The organism is Mesorhizobium sp. WSM2240, assembly GCF_040438645.1.
In the GTDB taxonomy this organism is placed as follows: Bacteria; Pseudomonadota; Alphaproteobacteria; order Rhizobiales; family Rhizobiaceae; genus Allomesorhizobium.
Genome location: NZ_CP159256.1, coordinates 581,856 through 602,188, shown reverse-complemented (window position 1 = coordinate 602,188; position 20,333 = coordinate 581,856). Strand labels below are relative to the sequence as shown.

Sequence of the window (20,333 nt, the reverse complement as noted above, 5' to 3'; positions counted from 1 at the left end):
ATCGCTAACTGCCTGGGCTACCGAGAACTCGAGCAACAAGCTCTCGGCTGACACCAGGTCCGATGAACTTCAAGTCGCGGGCGCCATGGGTCAAAAGACCGCTTACTTCGGTCTCCTCGCGATGGGCGCCCGCCAACAGGTGTCCACGCGCCAACTTATGCTAGCGTAAACAATGGTGCGTACGCCACTTCTATCCTTCTCAGCTGTTCCGAAATTGCGTTTGTACCAGCCGACGAAATAAAAGATCGCTCCTCGGATAGACACAGTCCTAGCTTGGCAAGCACCCGATCCGACCAACCAGCCTGCTGCAATCTTTCAGTTTCGAGCGGATAATCCAATTGGCGAAAGATCGCTGAAAGTTTGAACACCGACGGCTCGATGCTAACGACCGGCACACCCTCGCAAAGCGCCAGAATCGAAGCATGCAGGCGGCTGCTGATGACGGCATCGCATTGTCGGTATATGGACCGAAGCTGCTGATATCGAGGCTGATAGTCGATGACCGCGGACTTATCAATCATTCGATTCAAGCGTCTGGCGAAAGCCAAATCGCGATGGATTGCATTCGATACAAGAACGACCGGGCGACCGGTCTTATTCAGGCCTTCTGCCAGACGCGCCCATTCATCAACGCCCTGCATAGCCCCCAAGCCATTCACTGCAAGCCCGATCGCCCTGCGGGGAATGGCGCTTGCAGTCTCCGGCACCGATATCTGTGAGGCCAGAAATACCATGTCAGGTGCCTCATGGATGATCGATTTGCGCACGCCAAGTTTTATAGCAACCTCAGCCGATCTTGCGTCGCGCACGCTCAAATAGCACAGATTCTTGTATACGTGAGCAATCAAGGTGCCGAGAGCTTTATTTCCGATCTCAAGGCTGTGGTTGATTGCGACGGTCTTCCTTCCGCTTAACTGAGCGATGCGAAGCAACAGAAGCAACCGCATCACTTGATGGGGATCACCGGTCGGGCAAATTTCCCCTGCGGGATTCCAAACGACTAAATCAGAGGTACAACAAGCTGTTACAGCTGTTACAGGAACGGATCTCTCGATTAATCCCAAGGCAGCCAATTTCCTACGCATGGCCAGCTTACGCTTGACTCTTCGTAAGGGACCACGAAGCTCTTTTCCCGTCTCGTCAAGCTTGACCAAATTCAACTCAGCTTTCGCTGGCAGAGGCGCGTCCTCTCTGCGAAAGCGCAATGTCAGCGCGTGAGCTAGCGCATCGAATTCTTTGATCGAACCTCCGCCGATGCCCCTCAAATCAAATTGTTCGAAAAAGCGTGGGTAACGATCAATAGCTCGAACATCCGCGGCAGGAAAACGGGATAAGGCGTACCGGATGAACTCTGTAGAGAGTGCCTCATTACCCGCATTTTGGGTGTGAAGACGCGTTATGAGGAGAACACGAGGTCTCATATTGGTCCCGATCACATAGAGCAACTAGCCAACCGGCGAAAGGCAAACTTTAGCGACGGCAGCGTTCGATGTCCTTCTGCATCCAATCGCCCCAACACTCTCTCTGGCACGAAGTAGAGTAGCGCGAGTACAGAGCTCACAACAGCAAGAGCGCCAAGTGCGACAATAACGATGCTCGACTGGCCAACAAGCATAGCCCTTGTGCCTATGCCGATTGCAACAACCACCAAGGCAAGCGACATTGGTATAACGTGAGCCCTAAAAATAGCGCCGATGCTCATTTCAATAACTCTGGAGACAAGTCGGACGGTCATCACAAAAGCAGAGCCGAAAGCCAGCGGCACCACCGTGCAAACGGTGGCGAGGCCATGATCGTAGGTCGTCAGAATGCCGAGGGCGAGTATGGCAACGACAGCACAGTGAATCTTGATGACGCGATAGGGCTGCCCCAGCGCCTGAAGGACTGCGTAGCTAAGTTTGTTACCAAGCCGAAAATATAGGCTGGTGGCAAGAAGGGCAAAGGGTAAGACTGCCTCGTCCCATTTCGGACCAAGAATGATGTCGACAAGCTCTTGCGCGAAAACGATAGAAAACGCACTGGTCGGCATGGTTGCCATCGCCGTTAGAGATAGGCCCTTCAAGAATCCGCTGCGCAGGCGCTCTCGGTCAGTCTGAAGCTGAGCCATCGCAGGAAATGCAACAATACGGGCGATGTTGTTGAAGAGGTTCCCTGCATTATCGCTAAGGAAAGCTGCGCGCGTGAAAAGACCGAGCGCCTCGGCGCCCATGAGCCGTGCGATAAGAAACTTGGCGGTATTATTCACCAGGTACCCGAAGGGCCGCGTAAGCGAGAACCCAAGGCTCATCGGCCACAATTCGCGAAACGCTCGAGCCGAAAAGCCGGGCAGCACGAGAAGCTTGCGAGCAGCAAATCCGAAGGCAAGGGCACCAATAGACACTTCTGCAATCTGCATGGCGACGAGCGACCAATAGCCGAATCCGGCGAATGCCATGGGTACAGCAACGACGCAAACCGCTACGGAGAAGCTGAAAAGCAGGCAGAGAGAGACCGCCCTGAACCCCATGTTGCGCGCAAGGAGCGCCTCGCAGATCAAGTTGAAGGCGCCCAGCGGAGTCGCGAATGCGAGCAGCCTCACGACATCGGTTAGAGCTTCGATACGCATCAATGTTGCGACAAAGGGCGCTGCGAGCCACAAGGCGGCACCGATCACGCACGACAAAGCAAGAGAGACACCGAGCGCAGTTGCTATGTGATCTCGCTCGACGACCTTGCGCTGGATCAGCGCCGGGGCCAAGCCCAAACCACAGAGCATCGCAGCAAGCTCGACGGCGATGAATGCGCCGCCGACGACGCCGTAATCACGCGGCGAAAGCAGCCGCGCCAATATCGCAACGGATATGAATTTCAGCCCCAGGAGCAGGATTGAGGTTAAGCCTGACCAAGCAACGCCCTTCAGCATGCGCTCTGTCAGTTTGCGCGGTCCATTTGTCGAGTTATTGTCCTCAGTGCTTACCATGCACGATGCGCCTTTTGGGTCACCGGTGGCGTCCCCGCGGCGTTCGCGGATTCAGCCATGAACATAATCCTGTCGGCGCCAATTTATGACCGCGCCAGCCCAGCTTTATGAAGGTTGTCGCCGATACGTCCCCCTTTCCGTGCGAAGAGACTCTGCTTGACTGCATTACTGGCGGAGCCGCTTCGACCAGCTCGCCCGGCAAAATTCATGCGACGCGCCGCACTAGGACGGAGTACACCGCCCATTCTGCTTTTTACTGGAGGAGCCTCTGTGCATTAGAACCTCGCTTGGCAAAAGCGGCATTTTACCGGACGAATCTCCTCGTTGTACCAAGCATGTCGCTCTCAGAAGTCACCTGCTGCCGCATAAGTGTGCGGTATAGCTCCATCTGCCGCAGGGCGACGCTTTCCATGCTGAATCGCGCAGCGACAGTTTGTACTGCGTGGCGCGCCATCTCATCGCGCTCGGCTTCCGATAAGTTGAGCGCGCGAAGAAACAGTCCGCAATACTCCGCATGCGAGCGAGCCAAAAAGCCGCTGCGCTCGTGCTCTACAATGTCGGATGCACCGCTTACATCGGTGATGATCGGGACCACCCCGCAGCTCATGGCCTCAAGCAGGGCGTTTGACATGCCTTCCGACGCCGAGGTGGAAAGATAGAAATCAGCCCGCCACAGAAAGGGAAACACATCTTCGACCGCGCCGGCGAAAGTGACCCTGCCGGAAAGGCCCAACCGGATCGCCTGTTCCTCGAGAGTGACACGGCAATGACCATCGCCCACTATGGTGAGATGCGCCTTTGCCTCGGCGGGAAGTGCCGCGAACGCATCGATCATGTGCTCAAGGCACTTTTCCGGATCGAGGCGGCCAAGGCAGATAAAGCGTCGGCTGCCATCGGCGCTCGGCTCGCGGCGCGGCTTGCGGGGCAGATCGATCCCATTCGGAATCAAATGAATGCGATCGGCGTCAATGCCATGTCTCTTCAGATCTCCGGCGATTTGGCAGCTATTGGCGATGAAGGCCGTGACGTGACGTTTAATTAGGACCGACGCCCAGCGACCGATGATTTTCTTCTCGCGCACAACGTCGAGATCAAAATACCGTCCGCCCCGGCCCAATTTTGCGAGAACCGGTTTGCGCAGGAGGGCTCCTGCCAATGCCGCCGGAACGGCGTGAAGTCGCGCATGTATAATATGCACGACATCGAATTCGTCGCGACGGCGCAGCATCCAGATCACAACCTGGACGCACCACGACAGGAACGACAGCATATGCCGCCCGCCTAAATTCGGTGCCGCGCGCAAACGAAGGCGCTGGATCGGCACCCCGTCCATGGCGGACCGTTTCGGCGTCGAGTGCGACAGTCTGGGCGCCATAATGGTTACGGAAACGCCCCTTTCAACCAGCACCCGAGCAAATCGCCGCGTCTGTTGCTCGGCGCCGCCATATGACTCAGGAAAATAGGTTGCAAGCACGAGGAGAATTCGAATGCTGGGAAGAGCTTCGGCCCGCGGGGTCTTCATCGGATGAGCAGACGTAATTTCTGTTATAATCATATCAATCCGCCGAATAGCGTCCGTGGAGCCAATGGCGGCCACTAAGATTACAACCCCGTCCCATGTGCAAAAAAAAATCGGCAGAGCAGGCACCGAAAACCTTCCCGATCACTGTCAAGCGCATAGGTCACACCCGTTCATCGCGGAAGCGCCATATTTCGGACAGCAGGCCTTGTTGACACTCCCTTGCTTGCCCGATGTCGGTCAAGAGCCTCGCGATAAATGGCATCGATCCGCTTGCCCATCAGCCTGGCGTCCCAGTTCGAAAGATCCGTCGCCGCGGCACCTTGCGCGAGGAATGCCAGTCTTGCACGATCCTCTAGGAGGGCGGCAATGGCGTCAGCCATGGCTGCCAAATCGTTGGCGGGTGTAATCACACCGTTGATGTCAGGGCGGAGCACTTCGTGAAGACCTGGCAGATCGCAAACGACACAAGGCTTGCCGCCGGCGAGATATTGCATGACCACACGGGGCAATCCCTCCCGCATGGAACAGAGCAGGCAAAGGTCCGCGAGTGCGATCAGCCGCTCGGGGTCATCCCGATAACCGGTAAAGACCACTTGGCGCTCGAGCCCAAGCCGCTTAGCCCGCGATTCGACGACCGAGTGAAGCGGCCCGTCGCCCGCCAGCACAAGCACCGCGTCGGGTAAGCGGTCGGCGAGTTTCTTGAAAACCTCCAGAAATTCCATGTGTCGCTTGCGTGGCTCGAAAGCCGCGATCATCAAGAGCACAGGCGGGCGCTGCGCGTCCGGTGTCAAGCGTAGCAAATCGCGCCAATCGTCGGGCGGGCAGGCGTTGCGAAAACGATCAAGTTCGAATCCGGAATGGACGACATAATGTTTGTCTGGGAGTCCCACTCCTGCGCTCAAGCATAAGTCACGGATGCCCTCGCTCACACTGATGAACGCACTGGTGACTGGTGCTGCCAGCTTTTCCAAGGCGAGATAGGCAAAACGCTCGGCGACACCGACATTGACAAACGGCACGATATGCACGCCATGAACGATCGCTGGAACTCCCGCCGCCCATGCCGCGAAACGCCCGAGAATGCCTGCCTTGCTGGTGTGCGTATGTACGATGTCGGCATGCCAGGCGCGGAATCTCCGGGTAAGCGTCAACAATGCCTTCACGTCGGAGACAGGTGAAATAGATCGGGTCAAGCCCGGGACGGTAACGAGTTCCACCCGCGGGTCCACTTTAGCTACAATTTCCGGGTGGACGGCCTCGCCATGCAGCAGGACAACATCATGTCCTCTTTGCGCGGCCCAATTGCAGGAATGGACGGTATTCTCATCAGCACCGCCATTGATGAGACGGGTAATCACATGAGCGATACGCAGTCGATGCCCCCGGTCAATCTTGCCTTCCGCATCGTTTGCTTTCATATCGCCGCGCCGATCGCGCCGAATCCATCCAATGGCTGCGTTCCCACGCGCAGCCGCGCTTTCGGTCTTATCCGTCCCGATATCGGCGCTACTGCATTGGGGTGACATGCCACACCTCGGTGGGTGCCGTATGGAGACGAACCCCTAAACCTTTGCCCTTTGGTCGCGGCACGTGCCGTCCATAGGAGGGGTTATCCCAACGGCTTCCAGTCGATCAGATTTGATTCAGATTTAAGCGTCTCGGAGACATGTCGCTGTTACCCCGGGCACAGCGGAGCGATTATTCTGTGATATTCTTATGTGTTGATACTTCTGCGTTTGCGCGGATCGGACTGGGTCCAAAGAACAAGTCAAGGCAACGCTTAAGGCACCCCGGACGCCGCTTGGATGGGCGGTCGAGCTCCGCCTGGGCAAAATAAGGGGAAGCCTTGCGCAGGATCTCATTGGCATGCCGCAAATCGCGGTTCTCCCGCTCAAGCCATACTACCCCGCATCGGGGCATCGGACCCTCCCCAGAATTGAGGCACTTCAGAAATGTCGAGCATAACGCCACTTGCCAAACGGGAACGGACGTACTTGGTGGCATCGCATCGTCCCCTGGTTTCGATCATAACCCCGTTTCTAAACGCAGGTTCCTTCTTACAGGAGGCAGTCGAGAGCGTGTTGGATCAAACTTACACAAATTGGGAGTTAGCGCTTATTGACGACGGTTCTACAGATGAGAGCACAGACGTTGCCAAACGTTACGCGGAGCAGTCGTCGGGCAAAATTCGATACTTAACGCATTTCGGGCATCGAAATCTGGGGGCGAGTTCATCGCGCAATCTAGGGCGCAAACATTCGTCGGGCGAGTACATTGCATACTTGGATGCCGATGACGTTTGGCTTCCAGATCGACTGGAGCAACAGTTATCAATTTTTGAAATGATACCAGAAGCCGGTATGGTGGTTGGGTCCACGGTATATTGGCATCGGTGGACGGGTCGCGCTGAAGACAAACACAAAGATAAGTTTGTGCTCGTCGGTGCACCTCAGAACAGCTTGGCGCGGCCTCCTGCTTTGCTCTCAGCGTTGTACCCTTTGGGCGAAGGCGCGTCGCCGTCGATGAATTCTGTGCTGGTGAGATCGGATGTTGTCGACCGAATTGGGGGTTGGAACGATGAATTCAAACGGGTATTCACAGACCAAGTGTTCCTGGCGAAGGTATACACCTCGACGCCTGTTTACGTTTCCAGCGCCTGCTGCGACTATTACCGACAGAGGACTACGTCGAGCAGCCAAATCGTACACCAAGAAGGTGAGTTTCATAAGTACCGGCACCAGTTTCTCGTTTGGTTGGAAGGTCATATGATATCTGTTGGGATGGAGCAATCAAACGAGTGGAGAAAACTTCAGCGCGCACTCTGGCGGTATCGGCACCCAGTAATGAGTCGAGTCGCGAGAAGGTTGGCCCGAGCGTACATTAGTCTGACGAGCTCGAGCGCGCCGTGAATACGAGGTGCGTCCAGCGATAGAGAGGAAGCTTACCGTGGGCGAGCGGGATCCACTCGTTAGTATCGTAATCACATGCTTCAACCACGGCACCTTTTTGCAAGATGCCTTTCACAGTGCGCGACGGCAAACCTATCGAAATACCGAGATACTGGTGGTTGATGATGGGTCGACTGACAACTCGCTTGAGGTGGCGAACAAGTTAGAACATGCCATTGTTCTTCACCAGAGGAACACCGGATTGCCGTCAGCGCGCAACGCCGGGTTGCTTAAGTCGACTGGTGCCTACGTGACGTTTTTAGACGCCGATGATATTCTGTTGCCCAATGCAGTCGAGCTGGGCGTGGCGGCACTCATCACGCGGGCTGGATACGCGTTTGTATGTGGTGGGCACCGTGGGGTGTCGCTGGATAGAGTTGCCCTGTGGGAGCGGTCACCCGCATACGAAGGCGATCCTTATAAAGAATTTCTTAGAGGCAACTTTATCGCGATGCACGGTACAGTACTCTACGATCGCTCTATCCTGGTTCGGGAGGGAGGTTTCGATCCGCGATTGGAAGCCTGCGAAGATTATGACGTTTACCTGCGCCTTGCTCGAAAGTACCCGATCGAAGTGTACAGCGAAATAGTTGCCGAGTACCGCCAGCACGACTATAACATGTCACGTAATTACCAGAAGATGCTGCGGAGCGCATTGTTGGTTTTAAGGCGCCAAAAGATACACACCTGCAGCGACCGATCATATAAAGCAGCTTATAGAGACGGCATAGGCTTTTGGAAAAGATTGTACGGCAGGCAAATGATCAAGGCAGCTGTGCGGGATCTAAACAGAAGCGGGAAATTCAAGAGCGCAATTCTGAGCCTTGCGTGGGCTGGCCAGCATGCGCCGGCTGCTTACATCGATCTGATAGCATCATCGCTAGGTTATCCCCGGGGCCCCCATTGACGTGCTGAGCAGGTGGCGTCAGGTGCCGCGGCTCTCGCGGGCGACGGATTTGGCAGGTCAGAGCTGGTAAACCAATACCAAGGCAGGGAAGCAGGTGAATTGTAGAGTGGTTTTGGATTTGAAGTTCCTGAACGCTGGGTCACCAAAATGGCAGCAAACTATCCACCACCAGATTCAGGTGCGGTTTATCCATGGCCAATCTGAGTGATGAATCCGCCACGCTAGTATCCGTGGTGATACCGGTCCATAATGGCTGTGGGTTCGTAGAAAACGCTGTTCGATGCGCAGCGGAGCAGACATGGCCCTCAATTGAGATCATCGTGGTTGATGATGGGTCGACGGACGCCACCGCCAGCGTCGTGCGTGAGTGTGCTGCTCGCGACAAGCGAGTGCGATTGATACATCAGGCGAATGGAGGCGTCGCTGTCGCCCGGAATGCGGGGATCGCGTCTGCGCAAGGCGATTACGTTGCTTTCCTCGACGCGGATGACCTCTGGCACCGTGAAAAGATTTCTAAGCAGATGGAGGTCATGCAGCGCGGGGGCGCCGACACTGGTATAGTCTACTGCAGGTACCGAGAGGTCGATTCCGAAGGAGCGATTATAAAAAGCCCTCACTTCCCACCCTATGAGGGGTACGTTTACCCATTGCTCGTTTTGTTCAATTTCATGGGCGGGGGCAGCGCGGTATTGGTAAGGCGGAAATGTCTGCTGGAGATAGGAGGATTTGATCCCAGTCTTCGGGCCAGGGGAGCACAAGGGGCAGAGGACACAAGGGCGTTTCTCGCCATCTCGGAACGATATGCGGTACGAATAGCCGATTCCTATCTCATGGGGTACCGCCTCTCGGATGGCAATATGTCTAGCAATATCTTCAAAATGTTTAAATCGCGGCAGATTGTCCTGCGCGAAGTGCGCAATCGGCACCCCGAACTCCCGGCCTTTCTCTTCCGCTGGGCGGCGGGCGAGAACGCTAGCTGGCTAGCGGAGCGGTCGCTGCGTGAAGGGAAGTTTCCTCAAGGCCTGGCGCTTCTAGCGAGAACGATATTGATCGATCCTCCATCCGCATTAAATTTGAGAATAGCGCGATCGTTGACGCGAGGGATCTTGCGCCGACTGAAAGATTGGTTCGGCTGGACGTCTTCAGATCACCCCGTCAAAAGCGAGAGACAGCATATCCGCCATTTTCATGAAATATCGCCGGAGGAGGGATTGCAGACTGAACCGCGTATTCCGGATAGGCACGACCGACGCCGGGCGGTAGCCGCACGATTGGCCGTTGCTGGCGTGGTACCGACATCGTGAACCGCGCCTACCTATATTTCCTAAGAGCCTTTCTGAGACCACACCTGTGGGCATTCCCAACACTGGTCATGCTCGGCGTAGCTTCTGCTGCAGTTGAGGGCATTGGGGTTGCGATACTTGTTCCCCTTATATCCTACTTGTTTCGATCGCCCGATGTGGCTGTAGTATTCCCCTTACTTGGTCGCGCTAACGATATCTGGCCGACCGCTAATCACACAACCGTTCTACTATCATTTCTATTTGGAATATTGCTCCTGTTTGCAAGCAAGGCTGTTATCCAATACTTATATTCCTTTGTTGCGTTAATTATCAGCAAAAAGATTGTTTTAGATCTGCGTGCGTCACTATTTGATAGATTGCTTCGCGCCGATTATCAGTTTGTAAGCAGTAGTAGTTCTGGCCGAATGTTCAACATCGTTCAGGGAGAGACGTGGCTCGCAGGTGAGTTTGTTGTTGCAGTGGCGAAAGGAATAGTTAGTCTGTTCTCCATTACGGCATTCTGCGTAATTCTTTTTCTTCTGTCTCCGCGACTGACTGTGGTCTCCCTAGCCGGTTTAACGCTAATTGGTGTTGTTACTATCGTTCTTACTAGGAGAGTGAGGCGTCGAGCCGCTGTCGCAAAAGAAACCAGCGCAGAGCTCTCATCGAGGCTGATCGAATCGTTGGAGGCTCTAAAGGTAATTAGACTATTTTCTCGAGAGAAGCGGGAGTATAGAAGTTTTGTTAATATAGCAGCGCGTGATCGTGTGGCGTCAGTTGACGTGGAAAAAGCTGCCGCGATAATAGGCCCGATTACGGAAGTTCTTTTTGCGCCGCTCCTTTTGGTTATCGTAGCTTATTCCTGGAGCATGGGTATCCCCGCGGGCACGCTAGTGGCCTTTCTCGTCCTTCTGTACCGACTGCAGCCTCACGTTCGAATGCTGAATCATGTGCGAGTCGAATTGTCCAGAGCTTTGCCGACGCTGGATCATATCAGGGACGTGCTTCAAAAGCCGGAGGAACCAAGCGGATCACGGGCATTCAATGGGCTGGCCAGGAGCATTCGATTTGAGAACGTGAGCTTCACCTACGTGGGTAGCGACACGGCAGCTATTTGTGACGCAAGTTTTGAAATAGTGAAGGACCGTCTGACTGCATTCGTCGGCTCTTCTGGATCTGGGAAAAGTACTGTGGCAGCTCTGTTGTGCCGATTTTTTGACCCCACCCGGGGTACGATGTCGGTCGATGAGGTAGATGTTCGTTCCATTAGGTTAACAGACTGGAGAGAGCGGATCGCATTTGCCGGGCAGGACGCTGAACTTCTTGGGGACACTATTTTAGACGTGATAAGCTATGGAGCAGAAGATTGGGATCGCGACAGCGTGCAAGATGCCGCGCGGGCGGCGCAGGTTCACGAGTTTGTTGCCCACCTTCCGGATGGACTTGATACTCCAGTCCGTAGGCGAGGTCACCGTTTTTCAGTAGGTCAGCGACAGAGAATCGCTATTGCCCGAGCATTGAGAAAAAACTCAGAAATCTTGATCCTGGATGAGGCGACAAGCGCCTTAGACGCTGCTTTGCAAACAGCTATAGAGGCTAGCATAAACGAGCTAAGGGGAAAAAGGACGATCGTTGTTATCGCACACCGCCTCAGCACGATACAGTCTGCCGATCACGTTATTGTTCTGCATCAGGGCCGAGTTATTGAACAGGGGTCTCCTAGAGAATTGCTCAGCGACAAAGACAGCTCGTTCTACCACATGTGGAAGTTGGAGCATGCCGGCGCTTCGCGCTAACAGGTATTGGGAGTTCTTACGTCGTTGCGGCTGACACCTACAGAAATAGTACCTGGAAGAGCTAATGATTAAGGAGCCGACTTAGGGCGCCATTGCCACAGGACGGTGCAGTACCCGTGAGGCAATCAGGAAATGGTCGGCGACGATGAGCTTCCAATCCGTCAGTATCTACGCCATTACGCGCTGTCGATCGCCTCGCCGAGCAAATCTTCACCCTCGAGCACCACGATGGTGGCCGATACGAGCGACGGGACGGCAGCATCAGCCATGGGTCAGCACTTCCCCTTGGAAATTCGCCTCGTCCCAATCGGCAGCGAGCAGCCGGGGAATGGCCAGCGGATCGTCGCCGCGCCGGGCCGCGCGACTTACGGTGGTGCAGGCGTGAGTGAAGCCGGCCGCCCGGACCGCCGCGGTCGAGGCGACATCATGGTCCCCGAACGGATAGGCAAAGCCCGTCACGGCCCGCCCCGTCATCGCTTCGCAGTCGCGTCGGCTCGCGACTACCTCACGCTCAATATCGCCGGTGGACAGCAGAGGCATGCTAGGATGGCTCACCGTGTGGGCACCTATCTCGATTAGCTCCGCGGACGAGAGCGTTGCGAGCTCATCCGGCGACATGGCGAGGTCGCCCTCGCGCCACTCGCGCTCGGCTCCGGCCCATTCCGCAAGCCGATCGAGCGCCTCTTGTCGGGCCTCAGCCCCCGCCGGTTTAAGGAGCGCATGCAACCGCCCATGCAGAGTATCGCGATCCGGCGTTCCCCGACCATCGGCGAGCCGGAACGTGTGCACAGTTCCGGCTAGAGGTAGCGTGAGTGCGTCGGGCAGGGAAGGCGTCTCGTACACGATACGGGACAGCTGATCCCACCAGAACCCCACCCGGCTGCCGATCGCCCCGGTGGTGACGAAGACCGTGGCCGGGCACTGCTCGGCCTCGAGGATCGGAAGAGCGTTGCGGAAGACGTCGCCGTAGCCGTCATCAAATGTCAGTGCGGCGGCTCGGGCGGGAAGCCGACCCGCAGTCAGCTCCCGGGCGAGCCAGGACAGTGGCACCACCCGCCTGCGACGGCGGAGCAGGGCGATCTGCCGGGCGAAGTTGCGTGGCGTGACCGCCAGCTGCCAAGGGTCTACGGCAAGCATGTCGACACGGTGGTACAATAGTACGATCGGTCGCTCGGACCCGATGATTTGCCGGCCTGCACGCGACAGCCTCCGAAGCACCGGCCGAAGGCTCATACGGGGCTCCCGGCCTTGACGGCTCGACCCGCCACGATCACCGGGCAATGCGGATCATGGACTTCGAAATCGGACGGTCGCAACTCGTGCTCGGCCAAGCCGTACAGGAAAGCGGTCGCGACTTTCACGTTGCCGTAGGCCGTGACCGCCTGGCAATCAGGGCCAAATGCTTCCTGCAAGAGACGTTGAAGTCCGTTCGGGGATATCGACCAGAACCAGTCGGCGCCCCATTCGCCACGATCGATAGGGCTTGCCCAGGGGACCGTGACCAGAAGCACGCCGCCTGGTTTCAGGACCCGGTGGAGCGTTGCAACCGCCGACCGCAGGTCGAACAGGAGGTGCAGCGTTTGCGTCAGGACGAAGCAGTCGAACGCGTCCGAGGGCAGCCCCGCCCCGTCCGTCAGGTCGCCTACGAATGTGGTGGTCGGATGGCCAGGATACCTGTTCAGTACGTTGCTGACCTCAACACGGTCGCCGCCGAAGCGCATAGTGTATTGGTTGTCGCCGATTTCCAGGACGCGACCGCCGATGTCGGCCGAGTGTTTCGCAAGGAACTGCTCGACGTAATGGCGGTCGACCGGCTTGCCGCGGTCATAGCCGAAGCTCCGGCTGATCGGGGTGGTCCGATCGAGACTGCCGAACCGGACCCGCGCGGCATTGAGGTATGGACGTATCCTGCTCTTTACGGCCGAGACGGTTCGGGACGCCACCGCATCCGGCGACAGCGCCACCATGCGCGCCGTCCGCACCGCCGCAGGCCCGATCTCGGACATGTTCCGTAATGCGTGCCGCATCTGCACGAGTTGCTTGCCGCTATAATCGCTCTTCCAGTCCGCGACACCCTTTCTATAGGCGGCAAGCCAATCCGGACGGCTCGCGGCTGCATCCTTGTGACGGCCCAGCACCGCGAGCACCCGCTCCAGCATATAGGGCAGGTCGTTCGAAATGTTGGTGCCGTGGCGGCGATACTCCGCCAGAGATTCCCTCGTGGCCGCGACGGGGTGGCCGCGGGACGACAGCCGGAGGAAGACGTCGTAGTCCTCGGCTGTCTGCAGAGACGGGTCGAACCCGCCTGCGGCCTGCAACCATTCGCGCCGATAGAGAACGGTCCCGTGCATCCCGATAAGGTTGCCGGCCAGGAAGTCAGCATAGGCGTCCTGACTTGGCAGACGTACGGGAACCGTACTTGTGGGGGCGCCCTGTTCATTGATGTAATCGTAGGCCCCATAGACCAGCGCGCATTCGGGATGCCGCTGGAACTGGCCTAGGTTCAATTCGATCATGCGCGGGCGGAGCCGATCATCGGCGTCGAGGAAAGCGATGTAACGGCCGCTCGCTGCGGCCAGTCCGGTATTGCGTGCCGCCGCCAGCCCGCCGTTTTCCTGCCGGATTAGCCGGGTGCCTGGGTATTGAGCCACCACGGCTGCAGGATCGTCCGCCGATCCGTCATCGACGACGATGATCTCGTCCGCGTGAACAGTCTGCGCCAGTGCGCTTTCAATCGCCTCCCCCAGGAAGTTCACGCGATTGCACGTGGTGATGACGATGGTCGTCTCGTTGCAATCGGTCATCCGTGGCTCGTCTCTTGGGAACCAAGGCGCGCCGCGGCCATGGGATATCCGGCGAATTCCAGCCAGGAGACCGAATGTCGGCAGGCGGTCTCAAGCGAGACGACCGGCGCGTAGCCGAGATGGCTAGCCACCTTGTCGTAGGGCAGCTTCACGCTGCAGGTGTGCAGGTCCACCTTGGGATTGGTTGGCGCAGTGTTGCGCGAAGACGCCGTCGATGACAACTGCGCCGTTCGCTGGGTCCCTCTCACCAGCATCGTCTCTGGGTCGCGGTCAGAAGCCATCAACGTCGATCACCGCTTGAGCAAAGGCCTGTGGCGCTTCTTGCGGCAAATTATGACCAATATTGCCTGCGATCAACCGGTATCGGTGTCGGGCGAAGTGAGAAATTGACCCCCGCACGAAACGAAGAACTGACCCCTCTCTTTTGAGAGGAAGGATAGATGACAGTTGAAGTTTCGTCGAAGCTTGCATTGTCGGGAACAATGCGGGTCGAGGAGATGCGGTCGGGGGAAGAGGTTGCAGCGATGGTTCGACTGCATGAAGTTGGTTGGGGAGCGAAACGGATCGCGCAGGAGTTTGGATGCGCGCGCAATACCGTTCGTCGTTACCTTCGTGAAGGCGGGGTGATCGCGTATCGCCAACCCGTCCGCCGAACGGCATTTGACGGTTTGGACGATTGGCTTCGGGAGCGGTTTTTCCGCCACGACGGCAACGCGGACGTCATCCGCCAGGAGTTGAAGAGCGAGCATGGGATTGTAATCGGGCTTCGCTCGGTAGAGCTGAGGGTGAAGTGCTGGCGACGGGAATTGAAGGCGCAGAAGCGGGCGACGGTCCGCTTTGAGACGGCGCCCGGCCATCAGATGCAGATCGACTTCGGCGACACGAAGGTGTGGATCGGCGGCGAGCGTGTGCGGATCCATGTGTTTGTCGCCACGCTTGGCTATTCCCGCCGGATGCATATCCGCGCCTCACTTCGAGAGCGCCAAACCGACTGGTTTGAGGGGATGGAAGGCGCATTCCTGCGGTTCGGCGGCGTCCCGGCGGAAGTCTTGATCGACAATGCGAAGGCGCTGGTCGAACACCACGACGCGGTGACGCGCGAGGTGAGGTTCAACACGCGGCTGCATGCCTTCGCCCGGTACTGGGGCTTTACGCCGCGGGCCTGTGCTCCCTACCGGGCCCGCACGAAAGGGAAAGACGAACGCGGGGTCGGCTACGTCAAGAAGAACGCAATCGCCGGACGCCGGTTCGAGAGCTGGGCGGCGTTCGAGACGCATCTGGACCGGTGGACACGCGAGGTCGCCGACCAGCGTGAACACGGCACCACCGGCGTTGCGCCGGTGGAACGCTTTGGCGATGAAGCTCGTGCGCTTCGCCCCTTGGCTGGCCGTGCCCCGTTTGGTCAGTTGAGGGATCTGGTCCGCAAGGTTCAGGCCGACTGCGCGATCGATCTCGACACGAACAGTTACTCCGTCCCCTGGCGACTAATCGGAGAGAGCGTCCAGGTCGTGGTTCTGGCCGGCCGCGTGATCATTCGTCATGCGGGCCAGGTCGTCGCAGACCATGCCTTTTGCCGGGGGCGCCGACAACGGATCGTGGACCGCGCTCATTTTGTCGGTGTAGCCGGCTTTGAAGGGCCGGTGCGTGCAGTTCCCATTGAGGTCGCTCCAGCCGCCTTGCTGCGACCGCTCGCTGAATACGAGGCGGTCGTCGGAGGGGGCTGGTGATGACGACCGTTGATCATGACATGCTCATCGCAACGCTCGATCGGCTGAAGCTGACGGCGATCCGCGACCAGCTCGACACGTTGCTGGATGAGGCTGCCCGCTCGAAGATGAACTTACGCGAAGCCCTCGGCTTCCTGGTGTCGCGCGAGATCGCCCGCCGTGACGAGCGGCGCATCTCCATGTCGAGCAAACTTGCTCAGTTCCCGTTCGTGCGCGAACTGGACGGCTTCGACTACGAGGCGCAGCCCTCGCTGGATCAGGAGCAGATCAGGGAACTGGCAACCTGCCGTTGGATCGCCCACGGCGACACGGTCCTGTTCCTTGGGCCGCCCGGAACAGGCAAGACCCATTTGGCTGTCAGCTTGGGCCGCGAGGCGATCCGCCAGAATTACAACGTGCAGTTCGTCACGGCGGCGACGCTGGTGGCGATGCTGGCCAAGGCGCACGCCGACGGCTTACTCGACAAACACTTGACGACTTTGTCGCGGCCGAAGCTGCTGATCATCGACGAGCTGGGCTATCTGCCCTTCGAGGCCAATGCCGCCCACCTGTTCTTCCAGCTGGTGTCGCGACGCTACGAGAAGGGATCGATTCTGATCACTTCCAATCGCTCCGTGGGAGAATGGGGAAGCGTTTTTGGAGACGCCGTCGTCGCCACGGCCATCCTGGATCGTCTGCTTCATCACTCGACGGTGATCACCATCCGGGGCGACAGCTACCGGCTCCGCGAAAAGCGCCGGTCTGGCCTTCTGCAGAAGGTCGGACCGGCGCTCGAAACCAACGAAACAGCAAACCAGTGAAGGGGGTCAGTTCTTCACTTCGCCAAAGGGGTCAAATCCTCGCTTCGCTTGACAATCGGGGAGTTTCAGGCTGAGTGTGGTTGTGCTGTCGATCTGACGGCTCAGTGCCAGGATGCGGTTCTTGGAACGCATGGAACATCGACGCCTCTTCAATGTGCTTGCCAAGCACCTGCGCCAGGGATGCTATCCGGAGGCGAGCCTCGATGTGGCGCCCGTCGAACCGGTAGAGATTTGGCGTGCGTTTGTTCGGTCGGATGACGTGAAGCCAACCCTTCTCGACGAGGTCTGCGATTCAGGCGCGCACGATGCGCACCTTCGTTCCGGTCTGATCTGCCAGGCGTTCCTGAGAGGGGAAAATCGCTCCGCCCTCGCTGTTGGCATGCTGGACCAGCCGGTAGGCGACGCGGAACTCAGCAGCCTTGACCGAGGATCCATTGAAATGCAATCGAGGATTTCGAGCTTAGCGCTGGTGAACGCTTTTTTTGGTGATCCGTGTCTGCTCTCCGCGCCGGCAGGGGCAATGGCTCCCTCGCTCGGATCAGACGGCTTTCCTGGATCGCCTGGCACACCTCGACAGTCGTCAGGCCGAACATCTCCCGCATGGCCGGCACGAGAGGCTTCGGGCGCTCGCGTGGCGGTACCGAGGTGAGATAGCGGGTCGCCTCGTCGACGGCCGCGCTGTGCTCATGGGAGCTGCCTGTGGTGCTACCAACGGGAGGCTCTTCAGCCATTGCGGCCGCCTCCCGTCGTTCGGACAGGATCGCTTAACCCATGCGCGCGGTTTACCGCTTCCCGCACTGGCTCGAGCTTGTGGATGGCATCGTTCAGGGTGTTCGTGATGGCATCGAGCAACGTGTCGTCAAGCGCCGCGGATGCAACGCCATCCCCGCGCAGCGCAGCAAATCCAGGCCGTGGTCCATCTGGTCGATGGCAGTGATTTTTTGATGTTTCGATTGACAGGGTGCTCATGCTGCACCACCTTTGCGGGTTCCGTTCTGATGTCAGTCCGCAAGCGCAGGTGGACCAATGCGAAGGGCGAGGAGAAAATCGCCTGGGTGGCCGATTATATCGACGGCAAAGGCATCCGATGGCTGAAGACCTTCGCGAACAAGAAGGACGCCGACGGCTTCGCTGCCACTGCGCATGTTCAGGGCCGCCTGGGGACACACGTCGCCGGCAGCGCCAGGCCACAGGCGCAGTCGCAGGCAAGCTTTGGATCGCGAGTGCCGAAGCAGCCGGGCTCGAGCGTACAACGATCGACAGTTACCGCTCACACCTCAATTTGCACGTCGTGACGTTCATCGGCCGCGTGAAGCCGTCGGCCCTCAACATTCCGGCCGTCCGCGCTTTCGAGGACCAGTTGCGCGAAGCCGGCCGGTCGGCAGCAATATTGCGGAAGGTGATGGTGTGCCTCGGCTCGATGCTTGCCGATGCGCAGGACAGGGGCCTTTCAGCTCGCAACGTCGTGCGCAACATTCGCGGCCGTCGCAAGGGGGAGAGGCGGCAGGAGAAGCGCCAGAAAGGCCGTGTCAAGGTCGCCGTAGGCATCCACCCGCGAGGAGGCGAAGGCGCCTGTAGGAGCTCTGGAAGGCCGCTGCCGGCTCTATTGCTGACGGCAATCGTCACAGGACATCGGGCCTCCGAATTGCGGGGGGCGACGTCGACCTCGATGGCCGAGAGATCCACGTCCATTGGCGTGCGGATCGGTTCAACTCGATCGGCAAGCCTAAGTAGATATCAGGCGAGAGGTCGACGTGAGGCAAGCCGGACCTTGCGGCGAAATATCCCGGACTGCACGCCCTCCGCCATTTCTCTTCTTCGTGGTGCATAAACCGGCAGACAGACGAGGGCCTCGGGCTGCCTACGAAAGTCGTCCGGGAACGGCTTGGGTATGGCAGCATCGTGATGACGATGGACGTTTACGGGCACCTATCCCGATCGAGGATATCATCATCATCATCATCATCAAGACCGCACTGCCCCGGCAGCATCTGATTCAACCTTCGGACGCCTTCACACGTCGGTCTTCGGCAAGCAGATTTGAGCGGATCGGATTCAAGAGTGATCGATGATTCCTTTGCATAGGAAACAACTGAGATGAATGTGACGGTTTTTGGAATTGGCTATGTCGGTCTCGTGCAGGCGGCGGTGCTGGCTGAGGTTGGGCATAATGTGTTGTGCGTCGACATTGACGTCGGGAAGGTGGAGCGGCTGGACCAGGGGCTCATCCCGATTTACGAGCCAAGTCTTGAAAGTCTTGTCAGGGAAAATCATGCGGCGGGCCGCCTCGCGTTCACGACGGTTGCTGCGGCAGCCGTGAAGCATGGCCAAATTCTAATGAGTGCCGTCGGCACGCCGCCCGGCGAGGACGGATCGGCCGATCTCAAATACGTGCTCGCCGTTGCAGAGGTTATCGGACGCGAAATGGACGAGCCGAAGATCGTCGTCAGCAAGTCGACCGTGCCGGTGGGCACGTGCGACAGGATAAGGTCCAGGATCGCGGAGAGGCTCGAGGCGAGAGGGCGCGAAGACCTTGTGTTCGACGTCGTCTCCAATCCGGAGTTCCTCAAGGAAGGCTCCGCGGTGGCGGACTGCATGAGGCCCGACCGAATTATTGTTGGGACCAGCAGCCAGGAAACCGAAAAGATGATGCGGGAGCTCTACGCCCCGTTCAGCCGAAACCACGAGAAAATGATTGTTATGGATGTACGCAGCGCCGAATTTACGAAATATGCGGCCAACTGCATGCTTGCGACCAAAATCAGCTTCATGAACGAGATGTCCAGTCTGGCCGAGCAGCTCGGCGCCGACATCGAGGAAGTCCGCAAGGGCATCGGCAGCGATCCGCGCATCGGCTACGACTTCATCTATCCGGGATTGGGCTATGGCGGTTCATGCTTTCCAAAGGACGTTCGCGCCCTGATCAAGACTGCGGAAGCCATCAGTTTCGACGCCAAGATGCTGAAGGCGGTGGAGGAGCGCAATAACGAGCAGAAATCAGTCCTCTTCGACAAGGTGCACCGCTATTTCAAAGGCAATCTCAAGGCGAAGGTATTCGCGCTCTGGGGCCTAGCCTTCAAACCGAACACCGACGATATGCGTGAAGCCCCATCCCGTGTCCTGATGGAGGCGCTGTGGCAGGCCGGAGCGACCGTGCATGCCTTCGATCCCGAGGCGATGCAGGAATGTCAGAGCATTTACGGCCAGCGCAACGACCTACTTCTTTGCGGAACCAAGGAAGCGGCGCTGCGGGGCGCGGATGCTCTGCTTATCGCGACCGAATGGAACAGCTTTCGCGCGCCATCCTTTGATTTGGTGAGGGATGCATTGACGACGCCGGTCATCTTCGACGGGCGAAACCTCTATGACCCAAAGGTCGTCGCCCGCCATGGACTCGAATATCACAGCATTGGCAGAAGGGCGGTGTAGGGCCATGCACGAGGGCGGCAGCGCGGAACCGGCTTTGGGGCGGACCGAAATGTCGGCATCACGGCAATATCCGAAGGCCAGATCATCCCGATTCCGAGCAGGACGCCGAACAACGGAATCGAAGTAATTGCATAAGTGACTGAAAAACATGGACAATT

The 20,333-nt window shown here is 58.0% G+C and carries 18 protein-coding genes; 10 read left to right on the top strand and 8 right to left on the bottom strand.

Annotated elements, in window-relative coordinates:
* Positions 1-155: 155 nt before the first annotated feature.
* The 4 genes from ABVK50_RS32535 to ABVK50_RS32520 all read right to left on the bottom strand — a co-directional run bounded on the left by ABVK50_RS32535 (position 156) and on the right by ABVK50_RS32520 (position 5,839).
* Entirely contained in the window at positions 156-1,436 is a 1,281-nt protein-coding gene (locus ABVK50_RS32535) for a polysaccharide pyruvyl transferase family protein (RefSeq protein WP_353646910.1), read from the bottom strand.
* Positions 1,433-2,959 (bottom strand): lipopolysaccharide biosynthesis protein, encoded by a 1,527-nt coding sequence (locus ABVK50_RS32530; protein ID WP_353646429.1) that lies wholly within the window; start codon positions 2,957-2,959, stop codon positions 1,433-1,435. Before ABVK50_RS32530 ends, ABVK50_RS32535 begins: the two co-directional genes overlap by 4 nt.
* A gap of 304 nt (positions 2,960-3,263) precedes the next feature.
* The gene (locus ABVK50_RS32525) at positions 3,264-4,607 is read right to left on the bottom strand and encodes a glycosyltransferase (RefSeq protein ID WP_353646428.1); all 1,344 of its coding nucleotides are present in this window, start codon (positions 4,605-4,607) and stop codon (positions 3,264-3,266) included.
* Positions 4,608-4,651: 44 nt separating this feature from the next.
* Complete coding sequence (locus tag ABVK50_RS32520; RefSeq protein ID WP_353646909.1) at positions 4,652-5,839, bottom strand: glycosyltransferase; 1,188 nt, start codon at positions 5,837-5,839, stop codon at positions 4,652-4,654.
* Here ABVK50_RS32520 and ABVK50_RS32515 point away from each other — a divergent pair.
* From ABVK50_RS32515 to ABVK50_RS32495, 5 genes are all read left to right on the top strand, one after another.
* Positions 5,744-6,004, top strand: coding sequence for a hypothetical protein (locus tag ABVK50_RS32515; RefSeq protein ID WP_353646940.1), 261 nt, complete (start codon positions 5,744-5,746; stop codon positions 6,002-6,004). The two genes, ABVK50_RS32520 and ABVK50_RS32515, sit on opposite strands and share 96 nt — an antisense overlap.
* A gap of 429 nt (positions 6,005-6,433) precedes the next feature.
* A complete protein-coding gene (locus ABVK50_RS32510) occupies positions 6,434-7,390 on the top strand; it encodes a glycosyltransferase family 2 protein (protein WP_353646427.1) in 957 nt (318 codons plus the stop codon).
* Positions 7,391-7,427: 37 nt separating this feature from the next.
* Positions 7,428-8,336 (top strand): glycosyltransferase, encoded by a 909-nt coding sequence (locus ABVK50_RS32505; protein WP_353646426.1) that lies wholly within the window; start codon positions 7,428-7,430, stop codon positions 8,334-8,336.
* A 191-nt stretch (positions 8,337-8,527) separates the two neighbouring features.
* On the top strand, positions 8,528-9,640 hold the full coding sequence (locus tag ABVK50_RS32500; protein ID WP_353646425.1) for a glycosyltransferase family 2 protein: 1,113 nt from the start codon (positions 8,528-8,530) through the stop codon (positions 9,638-9,640).
* Positions 9,637-11,415, top strand: a complete 1,779-nt coding sequence (locus tag ABVK50_RS32495; RefSeq protein ID WP_353646424.1) for an ABC transporter ATP-binding protein — start codon at positions 9,637-9,639, stop codon at positions 11,413-11,415. The genes ABVK50_RS32500 and ABVK50_RS32495 overlap by 4 nt, the downstream gene beginning before the upstream one ends.
* 261 nt (positions 11,416-11,676) lie before the next feature.
* On the opposite strand, the gene ABVK50_RS32490 is transcribed toward ABVK50_RS32495, so the two are convergent.
* From ABVK50_RS32490 to ABVK50_RS32480, 3 genes are all read right to left on the bottom strand, one after another.
* On the bottom strand, positions 11,677-12,552 hold the full coding sequence (locus ABVK50_RS32490) for a polysaccharide deacetylase family protein (protein WP_353646423.1): 876 nt from the start codon (positions 12,550-12,552) through the stop codon (positions 11,677-11,679).
* A 92-nt stretch (positions 12,553-12,644) separates the two neighbouring features.
* Positions 12,645-14,219, bottom strand: coding sequence for a glycosyltransferase (locus tag ABVK50_RS32485; protein WP_353646422.1), 1,575 nt, complete (start codon positions 14,217-14,219; stop codon positions 12,645-12,647).
* Positions 14,216-14,500, bottom strand: a complete 285-nt coding sequence (locus ABVK50_RS32480; protein ID WP_353646421.1) for a hypothetical protein — start codon at positions 14,498-14,500, stop codon at positions 14,216-14,218. The genes ABVK50_RS32485 and ABVK50_RS32480 overlap by 4 nt, the downstream gene beginning before the upstream one ends.
* Positions 14,501-14,659: 159 nt before the next feature.
* On the opposite strand from ABVK50_RS32480, the gene istA reads away from it, so the two are divergent.
* Positions 14,660-15,946: an IS21 family transposase gene (istA, locus tag ABVK50_RS32475; protein WP_353646420.1), complete on the top strand. Its 1,287-nt coding sequence runs from the start codon at positions 14,660-14,662 to the stop codon at positions 15,944-15,946.
* Positions 15,946-16,746, top strand: coding sequence for an IS21-like element helper ATPase IstB (gene istB, locus ABVK50_RS32470; RefSeq protein WP_353646419.1), 801 nt, complete (start codon positions 15,946-15,948; stop codon positions 16,744-16,746). The genes istA and istB overlap by 1 nt, the downstream gene beginning before the upstream one ends.
* A gap of 292 nt (positions 16,747-17,038) precedes the next feature.
* Here istB and ABVK50_RS32465 read toward each other — a convergent pair whose 3' ends face one another.
* Positions 17,039-17,191, bottom strand: coding sequence for a helix-turn-helix domain-containing protein (locus ABVK50_RS32465; RefSeq protein WP_353646418.1), 153 nt, complete (start codon positions 17,189-17,191; stop codon positions 17,039-17,041).
* A gap of 326 nt (positions 17,192-17,517) precedes the next feature.
* Between ABVK50_RS32465 and ABVK50_RS32460 the strand changes: the two genes are divergently transcribed.
* The 3 genes from ABVK50_RS32460 to ABVK50_RS32450 all read left to right on the top strand — a co-directional run bounded on the left by ABVK50_RS32460 (position 17,518) and on the right by ABVK50_RS32450 (position 20,175).
* The gene (locus ABVK50_RS32460) at positions 17,518-17,691 is read left to right on the top strand and encodes a hypothetical protein (protein WP_353646417.1); all 174 of its coding nucleotides are present in this window, start codon (positions 17,518-17,520) and stop codon (positions 17,689-17,691) included.
* Positions 17,658-18,041, top strand: coding sequence for a hypothetical protein (locus ABVK50_RS32455; protein WP_353646416.1), 384 nt, complete (start codon positions 17,658-17,660; stop codon positions 18,039-18,041). Before ABVK50_RS32460 ends, ABVK50_RS32455 begins: the two co-directional genes overlap by 34 nt.
* A gap of 802 nt (positions 18,042-18,843) precedes the next feature.
* Positions 18,844-20,175 carry a UDP-glucose/GDP-mannose dehydrogenase family protein gene (locus ABVK50_RS32450; RefSeq protein ID WP_353646415.1) on the top strand — a complete coding sequence of 444 codons (1,332 nt, stop codon included), beginning with the start codon at positions 18,844-18,846 and terminating at the stop codon, positions 20,173-20,175.
* Positions 20,176-20,333 lie beyond the last annotated feature (158 nt).

Excerpts from the sequence above, each read along its gene's own strand:
- ABVK50_RS32530 (WP_353646429.1), bottom strand. The coding sequence starts at position 2,959 with ATGGTAAGCACTGAGGACAATAACTCGACAAATGGACCGCGCAAACTG.
- ABVK50_RS32515 (WP_353646940.1), top strand. The coding sequence starts at position 5,744 with ATGCAGCAGGACAACATCATGTCCTCTTTGCGCGGCCCAATTGCAGGA.
- ABVK50_RS32510 (WP_353646427.1), top strand. The coding sequence starts at position 6,434 with ATGTCGAGCATAACGCCACTTGCCAAACGGGAACGGACGTACTTGGTG.
- ABVK50_RS32500 (WP_353646425.1), top strand. The coding sequence starts at position 8,528 with ATGGCCAATCTGAGTGATGAATCCGCCACGCTAGTATCCGTGGTGATA.
- ABVK50_RS32490 (WP_353646423.1), bottom strand. The coding sequence starts at position 12,552 with ATGCTTGCCGTAGACCCTTGGCAGCTGGCGGTCACGCCACGCAACTTC.
- ABVK50_RS32485 (WP_353646422.1), bottom strand. The coding sequence starts at position 14,219 with ATGACCGATTGCAACGAGACGACCATCGTCATCACCACGTGCAATCGC.
- ABVK50_RS32480 (WP_353646421.1), bottom strand. The coding sequence starts at position 14,500 with ATGGCTTCTGACCGCGACCCAGAGACGATGCTGGTGAGAGGGACCCAG.
- istA (WP_353646420.1), top strand. The coding sequence starts at position 14,660 with ATGACAGTTGAAGTTTCGTCGAAGCTTGCATTGTCGGGAACAATGCGG.
- istB (WP_353646419.1), top strand. The coding sequence starts at position 15,946 with ATGACGACCGTTGATCATGACATGCTCATCGCAACGCTCGATCGGCTG.
- ABVK50_RS32460 (WP_353646417.1), top strand. The coding sequence starts at position 17,518 with ATGCGCGCGGTTTACCGCTTCCCGCACTGGCTCGAGCTTGTGGATGGC.
- ABVK50_RS32450 (WP_353646415.1), top strand. The coding sequence starts at position 18,844 with ATGAATGTGACGGTTTTTGGAATTGGCTATGTCGGTCTCGTGCAGGCG.